Origin of the sequence: Amycolatopsis sp. NPDC058986 (assembly GCF_042741125.1) — a bacterium.
In the GTDB taxonomy this organism is placed as follows: Bacteria; Actinomycetota; Actinomycetes; order Mycobacteriales; family Pseudonocardiaceae; genus Amycolatopsis.
Genome location: NZ_JBHYJW010000003.1, coordinates 1 through 9,068 on the forward strand (window position 1 = coordinate 1; position 9,068 = coordinate 9,068).

9 protein-coding genes are annotated in these 9,068 nt (G+C 71.1%); 4 read left to right on the forward strand and 5 right to left on the reverse strand.

Annotated features, from left to right (window positions below):
- Positions 1–70 precede the first annotated feature (70 nt).
- The 3 genes from ACFW0G_RS03605 to ACFW0G_RS03615 all read right to left on the reverse strand — a co-directional run bounded on the left by ACFW0G_RS03605 (position 71) and on the right by ACFW0G_RS03615 (position 2,350).
- Positions 71–478 (reverse strand): nuclear transport factor 2 family protein, encoded by a 408-nt coding sequence (locus ACFW0G_RS03605; protein WP_378323138.1) that lies wholly within the window; start codon positions 476–478, stop codon positions 71–73.
- Between the two features lie 28 nt (positions 479–506).
- On the reverse strand, positions 507–1,679 hold the full coding sequence (locus ACFW0G_RS03610) for a Cmx/CmrA family chloramphenicol efflux MFS transporter (protein ID WP_378323139.1): 1,173 nt from the start codon (positions 1,677–1,679) through the stop codon (positions 507–509).
- A gap of 86 nt (positions 1,680–1,765) precedes the next feature.
- Complete coding sequence (locus ACFW0G_RS03615) at positions 1,766–2,350, reverse strand: TetR/AcrR family transcriptional regulator (protein ID WP_378323140.1); 585 nt, start codon at positions 2,348–2,350, stop codon at positions 1,766–1,768.
- An 87-nt stretch (positions 2,351–2,437) separates the two neighbouring features.
- Here ACFW0G_RS03615 and ACFW0G_RS03620 point away from each other — a divergent pair, with 87 nt between their 5' ends.
- Complete coding sequence (locus ACFW0G_RS03620; protein WP_378323141.1) at positions 2,438–3,475, forward strand: ferrochelatase; 1,038 nt, start codon at positions 2,438–2,440, stop codon at positions 3,473–3,475.
- A 2-nt stretch (positions 3,476–3,477) separates the two neighbouring features.
- Here the strand turns inward: ACFW0G_RS03620 and ACFW0G_RS03625 are convergent, their stop codons facing one another.
- Entirely contained in the window at positions 3,478–4,275 is a 798-nt protein-coding gene (locus ACFW0G_RS03625) for a hypothetical protein (RefSeq protein ID WP_378323142.1), read from the reverse strand.
- Positions 4,276–4,375: 100 nt separating this feature from the next.
- Here ACFW0G_RS03625 and ACFW0G_RS03630 point away from each other — a divergent pair, with 100 nt between their 5' ends.
- Positions 4,376–5,773, forward strand: a complete 1,398-nt coding sequence (locus ACFW0G_RS03630) for an ATP-binding protein (RefSeq protein WP_378323143.1) — start codon at positions 4,376–4,378, stop codon at positions 5,771–5,773.
- Positions 5,770–7,728 carry a hypothetical protein gene (locus ACFW0G_RS03635; protein ID WP_378323144.1) on the forward strand — a complete coding sequence of 653 codons (1,959 nt, stop codon included), beginning with the start codon at positions 5,770–5,772 and terminating at the stop codon, positions 7,726–7,728. The genes ACFW0G_RS03630 and ACFW0G_RS03635 overlap by 4 nt, the downstream gene beginning before the upstream one ends.
- A 9-nt stretch (positions 7,729–7,737) precedes the next feature.
- Here ACFW0G_RS03635 and ACFW0G_RS03640 read toward each other — a convergent pair whose 3' ends face one another.
- Positions 7,738–8,064, reverse strand: coding sequence for a DUF6191 domain-containing protein (locus ACFW0G_RS03640; RefSeq protein WP_378323145.1), 327 nt, complete (start codon positions 8,062–8,064; stop codon positions 7,738–7,740).
- Between the two features lie 117 nt (positions 8,065–8,181).
- Here ACFW0G_RS03640 and ACFW0G_RS03645 point away from each other — a divergent pair, with 117 nt between their 5' ends.
- Positions 8,182–8,946: a MerR family transcriptional regulator gene (locus ACFW0G_RS03645; RefSeq protein WP_378323146.1), complete on the forward strand. Its 765-nt coding sequence runs from the start codon at positions 8,182–8,184 to the stop codon at positions 8,944–8,946.
- Positions 8,947–9,068 lie beyond the last annotated feature (122 nt).

Sequence of the window (9,068 nt, forward strand, 5' to 3'; positions counted from 1 at the left end):
CAACCGCCCACCTTACGGGCGTCAGACGCCCGTAAGGTGGCCTTAACGGCATTTCCGGCCGGAGCGAGGTTCAGGACTGGACGGCGTCGGCGACGCGCCAGCTGTCCTCGAGGAACACGTAGCGGGTGATGAGGCCGTCCGGGTTCACCCCGAGGTCGAGGGCGAAGGCGGACTCGATGACCTTGCCCGTCGCCCGCACCGTCGAGCGGAGGCTGCCGAGCGCGACGGCCCGGCTCTCGTCGCCGAAGAACCGTTCGGCGACGAACTTGTCGCGGTCGAGGTAGTCCCGGTCGAGGGTGGTGAAGAACTCCAGCACCTCGGCGCGGGTCCGGCGGCGCCCGATCCACGGGACCACTTCGGTATTGCCCGGGATGTCCCACTCGACGTCGTCGGCGAACAACGCCGCGGCACCCTGCGTGTCGCCGTCGCCGAGCAGGGCGAAAAGCTTTTCGGCCACGATCCTCGCGGTTTCGGACATGATGATCCTCCTTGTGGGGTAAGGAAAACTAGACGCTGACGGGGACGCGTTTCGCGTCGTCGGCGCGCTGGACGACGGCCGTGAGCGTGAGGGCGGCGAGCGTCGCGACAGCGAGTGCCGCACCGACCCACGCGACGCTCGGGAAGCCGAGCCCGGCGTCGATCGCCAGCCCGCCCAGCCACGGCCCGGCGGTGTTGCCGACGTTGAACGCGGACGTCGTGCTGGCTCCGACGAGTGTCGGCGCGTCACCCGCGACGGCGTAGGTGCGGACGTTGAGCGCCGGGTTGGCCGCGAACCCGGCGGCGCCGAACACGACGATCGCGATCACGGCGACGACGGGGTCGTGGGTGACGGCCAGGACGAGCAAGGCGAGCAGTGCGAGCCCGACACTGCCGTACAGCGTGGCGAACGGCCGGGCGTCGGCGAGCTTGCCGCCGACGGTGATCCCGATGAGCGCGCCGACGCCGAACAGGGCGAGCACGCCGGGAACCCAGGCCGATGGAAGGCCGAAGGTTTCGGTGAGCAGCGGGGCGAGATAGCTGAACGCGGCGAAGATCATGGCCTGGCACAACGCGATCACGCCGAGCGCGAGCCACACGCGGGGCCGCCGGTACAGCTGGAGCTCGGTGCGCAGCCGCGGCGCGTCGTTCCCGGCACGCGTGGCCGGGACGAACGCGAGGACACCCGCCGCGGCGACGAGCGTCAGCACCGCGACCGCCCAGAACGCCGCCCGCCAGCCCCAGTGCTGGCCGATGAAGGTGCCCGCCGGGACACCCACGATGTTCGCCACGGTCAGGCCGCCGACGAGGACGGCGAGTGCCCGCCCACGCCGTTGCGTGGAAACCAGCGAGATCGTGGTCGCCGCCCCGACAGCCCAGAACCCGGCGCAGGCGAACGCGCTGACGACGCGGGTCGCGAACAGCAGCGCGTATCCCTGCGCCAGCGCACCGACGACATGGCTCACGCCGAACACCGCGAGCAGCGTGAGCAGCGTCGTCCGGCGGGGGAGACGGAGCGTCCCGGCGGCGAGCAGCGGGGCGCCGACGACCATGCCGATCGCGAAGGCCGAGATGAGCAACCCGGTGTCCGGAATGCTCACCCCCAGGTCGGTGGCCATTCCGGGCAGCAACCCGGTGATCATGAACTCGGACGTCCCCAGCGCGAACACGCTGAGCCCGAGGACGTAGACGGCCAGTGGCACGGCTCTCCTCCATTTTGGATCGTTTGGTACATAACTTCGGTAAAACTAAGGGCCATCGGTCGGCCCAAGAGTGGTGGCGGCCGGGGTCAGTGAGTGGCGATGGCCGACACCGCGATGTCGGCGACCGCGCGCATGGCGGCGCCGCTTTCGCCGCGCCGCGACATCAGCCGCAGTCCGGCGATCGTGCTGTGCACGAACTGGGCGATGTCGGTGGGCTTCCGGTCCTTGGTGATGCTGCCGTCGGCCTGGCCGGCGCGGGCACACGCGGTCAGCTGGGCGAGATGCGCTGCCGTGTCGGCCTCGATGTGCGCGGTGATTTCCTTGTCCCGCACGCCGAACTCGGCCACCGTGTTGACCACGAGGCAGCCGCGGCGCGCGTGCTTGAGCTCGTCCTCGATGAGGTCTTCGAGCAGTCGCGCGATCTTTTCGGCTGCGTCGCCGGAACCTTCGATGACGGCGGTCCGGATGCGGATGCCCCGTGCGCTGTAGTGGTCGAGCGCACGCTCGAACAGGGCTCGCTTGCTGGTGAAGGTGTTGTAGATGCTGCTGCGGCCCAAACCGGTGGCGTCGCACAGGTCCTGAGTGGACGTGCCCTCGTAACCCCGTGCCCAGAAGGCGTTCATCGCGCCTTCGAGCGCGACGGTCTCGTCGAATTCCCGTGGCCTGGCCATGACCCGAGCGTAGCATCGTTTTGTATTGAGTGTTCCAAAAATGGGGCGGCGTGGGCGTGGGGACCACCACAGCGGCAAGATGGCGGGGTGGGTTACGACGCGTTGCTATGGCTTTCGTTCGGTGGTCCCGAGGGGCCCGACGAGGTGATGCCGTTCCTGGAGAACGTCACCAGGGGCCGGGGGGTGCCGAGGGAGCGGCTGCTCGAGGTCGCGGAGCACTACCAGCACTTCGGCGGGGTTTCGCCGATCAACCGGCTCAACCGCGACGCGATCGCGGCGGTGGAGAAGCAGCTGTCGTCGGCGGGCATCGACCTGCCGGTGCGCTTCGGCAACCGCAACTGGCGGCCGATGGTGGAGGACACGCTCGCCGAGCTGGCGAAGGACGGGGCTCGCCGCGTGCTGGTCTTCCCGACCAGCGCGTACGGCGGCTACTCCGCGTGCCGCCAGTACGACGAGGACATCGAGCGTGCTCGCGCCGCGGTCGGCGACGACGCCCCGGATCTGGTGAAACTGCGGCAGTTCTTCGACCACCCGCTGTTCGTCGGCGCGGTCGCCGACGCGGTCCGCGCGGCGCACGCGAAGCTCGGAAACGCGCCGGGGACGCGGACGGTGTTCTGCGCGCATTCGGTCCCGGAGAGCGCGGACAAGGCGTCCGGCCCGCCGGAGGACGGCGGTCGGCTGTACTCCCGGCAGATCGCCGAAGCCGCCCGGCTGGTGGCGGCCGAGGCGGGCGTCGAGACCTACGACGTCGTGTGGCAGTCGCGGTCCGGCCCGCCGCAGGTCCCGTGGCTGGAGCCGGACATCGTTGACCACATCGACGCGTTGCACGCCGAGGGCGTGACCTCGGTGGTGGTGTGCCCGGTCGGGTTCGTCTCCGATCACCTCGAGGTGATCTGGGACCTCGACAACGAGGCCGCCGAGCGCGCCGCCGAACTCGGCATGGGATTCGCTCGCACGGCTACCCCGGACACCGACCCGCGGTTCGCCGAACTCGTCGTCGAGCTGGTGCGGGAGCACACCGAGGGTGTCCCGGTGCGGAAGCTGTCGGAGTTCCCGGCGCTGGGCTGCACGATCAACGGCAAACCCTGCGCCGTCGGCTGCTGCGAACCCGCGAAACGCCCCTGAGCTCAGGGCTGGCGGTCGCCCTGCTCGGCGAAGACGCGGACGGCCTCGTTGACCGCGGCGCAGCGGGCGATCCGGACCGCGTTGGACAGCGGGCGCAGCGCTTCCGCTCGCTGGTTGACTGCCGACGCCGACAGCGCGCCGCCCGGGTCGTCGAGCTGGGCGATCGCGAGGATCGCCGAGATCTCGTCGGCTCGTTGCAGCACCCGCAGCGCACGTCCCGGCGTTCCGGTGGGCCACTGGACCTTCGGCTGCGCGCGGAGATGCGCGGACAGCTCGGCGCGCACCCCTGGCCGGTCGCTCGCGACGTCGAGCGCTTGCAGCGCGCCGGCGCTGTCGCGGATGGCGTCGGTGAGGGCGTGTTCCGACTCGCCGAGCGGGAAGTACTCCAGCTGCGCCTCGTTTTCCAGCGCGTACGCCGTCCAGCGCATGAGACCCTCGGCGATCGGCTCTGGCACGAGGCCATAGGCGATCTCGGGCAGAACGATGGCTTCCCCGCAGCGCAGCGCGGCCTCGGTGAACAATCCGCCACCGCCGAGCCCCCGCACGTCGCCGGGGACCGGCAGCACCAGGTTCACCGTCGTGATGCCCTGCGCGCGCAGGGCGAGCAGGAGATCCACCGGGTTCGCGGCGCGGTTGTACGCGAGCGAGAGGAAGAACGCCTCAGAGGCGCCGGGATCCCCAGCGACCACGTCGTGGGCTTCGCCCCAGGACTTGAGGGCGTCGAGCACATCGTCGGAAGCGGCGGCTCCGTTGAGCCACGCGGAGGACCAGACCGCGAGGGTCGCACTGGGACGGCACACGACGCCCTATTTTACCCGTACTCCGGAGTGCGCTTTCTGGCGGTGGGGCTGGAGTTGGTCCACGTCGACGCGGCGCGGACTCGCGGCTAGCGTCGTAGTGGTGAACGCCGCTCCAGACTCCCTTCCCCGTACCGCCGGGGCCCTGCGCGAGGCCGGTTACCGGCCCCGTTCGATCAGCCAGGAGATCCACGACAACCTGCTCGCCGCGTTGCGCGCGGGGGAGGACGCCTGGCCGGGCATCGTCGGGTTCTCCCGCACGGTGCTGCCCCAGCTCGAACGCGCGCTGCTCGCCGGCCACGACGTCGTCCTGCTCGGCGAACGCGGCCAGGGCAAGACCCGCCTGCTGCGCACGCTGGCCGGCCTGCTCGACGAGTGGACCCCGGTCATCGAGGGCGCCGAACTCTGCGAGCACCCGCTCGAGCCGATCGCCCCCGCGTCGATCCGCCGCGCCGCCGAACTCGGCGACGACCTGCCGGTCGCCTGGCGTCATCGCAGCGAGCGCTACACCGAGAAGCTCGCCACGCCGGACACGTCCGTCGGCGACCTGATCGGCGACGTCGACCCGGTGAAGGTGGCCGAAGGCCGCAGCCTCGGCGATCCCGAGACCATCCACTTCGGACTCGTGCCGAGGGCGCACCGCGGCATCGTGGCGATCAACGAGCTGCCCGACCTCGCCGAGCGCATCCAGGTCGCGCTGCTCAACGTCATGGAGGAACGCGACATCCAGGTCCGCGGCTACACGCTGCGGCTGCCGCTGGACGTGCTGCTCGTGGCGACCGCGAACCCCGAGGACTACACCAACCGCGGCCGCATCATCACCCCGCTCAAGGACCGCTTCGGCGCGGAGATCCGCACGCACTATCCGCTCGACGTCGAGGCCGAGGTCGCGGTGGTGCGGCAGGAGGCGCACCTCGTCGCGGAGGTCGGCGAGCCGCTGCTGGAGGTGCTCGCGAGGTTCGTCCGGAACCTGCGGGACTCCCCGGTGATCGACCAGCGTTCCGGCGTGTCGGCCCGGTTCGCGGTCGCGGCGGCCGAAACCGTCGCCGCGGCGGCGCTCCGGCGGTCGGCGCTGACCGGCGAAGAGCCCGCGGTCGCGCGTCCGGTGGATCTCGACGCCGTGCCCGCCGTGCTGCGCGGGAAGATCGAGTTCGAACCCGGCGAGGAGGGCCGCGAGATCGAACACCTCGTGCACCTCCTGCGCCGCGCGGTCGCGGAGACCGCTCGCGAGCGGTTCGCCGGTCTCGACCTGCGCCCGCTGGCCGACGCCGTCGCGGACGGTCATCTGGTGGCGACCGGCGAGCGCGTGCCGGGCAAGGACGTGCTGTCCGCGCTCCCGGAACTGCCGGTCCTGCACGAGGTCGCGCAGCGCGCGGGGGTGTCGGCCGACGAACCCGCCGGGCGCATCGCGGCGGCGGTCGAACTCGCGCTGGAGTCGCTGTTCCTCGCCCGCCGGGTCGGCAAGGACTCCGACGACTCGACCACCGTGTACGGGCAATGACAGCCGTCCCCGAGGGTTACTCCTACGGTCCGTGGCACGACGGGCCCGACCCGCTCGCGCCGCCCGCGGACCTGCGGGACGCGCTCGACGAGATCGGCCGTGACGTGATGGCCGGCGCGTCGCCGCGCTCCGCGCTGGAGGAGCTGCTGCGCCGGGGAACCGAGCGCACGGCGGGTCTCGACGAGCTGACCCGGCGGCTCTGGCAGCGTCGTTCGCAGATCCAGCGGCGGCACCGGCTCGATGGCACGCTGCAGGAGGTCCAGCGGCTGCTCCAGGAAGCCCTCGACGCCGAACGCCGCGCGTTGTTCCCCGATCCCGACGACGACGCGCGGTTCCGCGAGGCGCAGTTGGACGCGTTGCCGCCGGGCACGGCCGCGGCGGTCCGCGAACTCGCCGAGTACGACTGGCGCTCCGAACAGGGCCGGGAGAACTACGAGCAGATCCGGAACCTTCTCGGCCGTGAACTGATGGACTCGCGGTTCCAGGGCATGAAACAGGCCCTGCAGAACGCGGGCCCGGAGGACGTCGAGCGCGTCAACCAGATGCTTTCGGACCTCAACGCGCTGCTGAGTGCGCACGCGCGGGGTGTGGACGACATCGCCGAGCGGTTCTCGGAGTTCATGCGCCGCCACGGCGAATTCTTCCCGGAGAATCCCCGGAACGTCGAGGAACTGGTCGACGTCCTCGCCGCCCGCGCCGCCGCCGCGCAGCGGATGCTGAACTCGATGACCGACGAGCAGCGTGCCGAACTCGCCGAACTGACCCAGCAGGCGTTCGGTGATCCGCGGCTCGCCCAGCAGTTGTCCACTTTGGACGCACAGCTGCAGGCACTCCGGCCGGGCGAGGACTGGACCTCGGCCGAGCGGTTCCGCGGCCAGGACTCCTTGGGACTCGGTGAAGGCGCGCAGGCGATGGCCGATCTCGCGGAGCTGGACGCGCTCGCCGAGCAACTCGGCCAGTCCTATCCCGGCGCCCGGCTGGAGGACATCGACCTCGAAGCGCTCGAACGCCAGCTCGGTCCCGACGCGGGCGTCGACGCGCGGCGGCTGTCCGAACTGGAGCGTGAGCTACGCCGTCAGGGTCTGTTCGAGCGGGCGCCGGACGGCACGTTGCGCTTGTCGCCCAAGGCATTGCGCCGACTGGGGGAGACGGCACTTGCCGAGGTGGTGAACGCGCTGCGCGGCAAGGCGGGGGAGCGCGAGACGGAGTCCGCGGGCGCCGCGGGCGAGCCGACCGGCGCGAGCAGGCCATGGCGGTTCGGGGACATGCAGCCCTGGGACGTGCCGCGCACCGTCCGCAACGCCGTGCTGCGTTCGGTGTCGGTGGGCGGTGGACCGGTGCGGCTGGACGTCGAGGACGTCGAGGTGGTGGAGACCGAGCACCGGTCCCGCGCGGCTGTCGCACTGCTGGTGGACACGTCGTGGTCGATGGTCCAGGAGGGCCGCTGGCTGCCGATGAAGCGCACCGCGCTCGCGCTGCACCAGCTCATCAGCACCCGGTTCCGCAACGACGCGCTGCAGCTGATCACCTTCGGCCGCTACGCGACACCGGTGGAACTCCCGGAGCTGATCGGCATGGAGGGGACGTGGGAACAGGGGACCAACGCCCACCACGCGCTGCTGCTGGCCGGTAGGCATCTGCGGCGGCATCCTGACGCGCAGCCGGTGGTGCTGATGGTCACCGACGGCGAGCCGACCGCGCATCTGGAACCGGACGGCGAAGCCGAGTTCGCCTATCCGCCGGAGCCCCGGACCATCCACAAGACACTGTCCGAAGTGGACCGGGTGGCGAAGCTCGGCGCGGCGGTGACGGTGTTCCGGCTCGGTGACGACCCGCGGCTGACGGCGTTCGTGGAGATGATCGCGCGGCGCTCGGGCGGCCGCGTGCTCGCGCCGGATCTGGACGGGCTCGGCGCGGCGGTGGTGAGCGACTTCCTGCACACCCGCCGCCGCTGACCGGGGGCCTCAGCTCACGGAACCCTCCGGCGGACGTCGCGCCGGAGGGTTTTCCGGCCGCAGAACCGCGACGCCGCGATCCAGGTCGATCCGGGTGTTCGGCGGGGCGCCCTGCACGTCCTCGTCGAGGGTCATCTCCACCGAGTCGCGGTGGTCCAGCTCGGTGCGCTTGGTGCCGTAGAGGAACGCGGTGACCTCCTCGACGTAGGTCGACGACAGCCGTGCCCGCAGCCGTTTACGGCCGTTCGAGGGGCGCATCTCGTACGCCCCCACCGCCACCAGCACCGCCGCCGAGGCCGGGATGCCCAGCCCGAGCCACGTCCCCAATCCAGCCATGTCCCGGGAACGAATCACCCTCCGGCCGGGTTCCCGGCGTGCGAGGCTTGACCCTCACGTCACGTGAGGCTCCAGGGTGGACGTCGTCAGGGCCGGAACGGCCGGAGGAGAGGCACGATGGGGTACCCGGTGGGAAAGGTCGCCAGGCTGGCCGGCGTCACCGTCCGCACACTGCACCACTACGACGAGATCGGGCTGCTCTCGCCGAGCGCGCGGACCACGGCGGGCTACCGCAGCTACGGCGAGGACGACCTCGACCGGCTGCAGCGCATCCTGTTCTACCGGGAACTCGGATTCGGCCTCGAGACGATCGCGGACATCCTCGACGATCCCCAGGCCGGGGCCGTCGAGCAACTGCGGCATCAGCGCGCGCTGCTGACGGAACGGATAGCGCGGCTGAGCCGGATGGTCGAGGTCGTCGAACGCGTGATGGAGGCGAAACTGATGGGCAACGCGTTGACGCCCGAGGAGAAGTTCGAGGTGTTCGGCGGTTTCCGCGAGCCGCCGGGCTACGAGGAGGAGGCGGTGCGCCGCTGGGGGCACACCCCGGAATGGCAGGCGCGGGTCCCCGAGATGTCCAAACAGGACTGGATCGACGGCGAGCGGGTCCGGGAGGACTGGGTCCGCAGGCTGCTCGCCCTGGTGGACGGGGGAGCGGGCCCGGACGGCGAGGAGGCCATGGCACTGGCCGAGGAGCATCGCGCGATGCTCGGCCGGTTCATGGGGGAGTGCGGCTACGAGACGCACCAGCGCGTAGGTGAGCTGTACGCGACCGAACCCGCGCAGCTCGGGTTCCTGATCCGCGAGCCGGACCAGCGGCCGGGGATCGGCGAGTTCGTGCGGGACGCGATCCGGGCGAACGCGGCCCGCGCCGCCCGATAGGCCGGTGCCGGACGGTCGCAGGGGACCCACCCCCCCCTCTACCGGGGTGTTGTGTTTACACCCGGCGGGAGGCACCCCCGGGCGGGGCATATATTGGGCTGGGGAAAAGCAATGGGAAAACG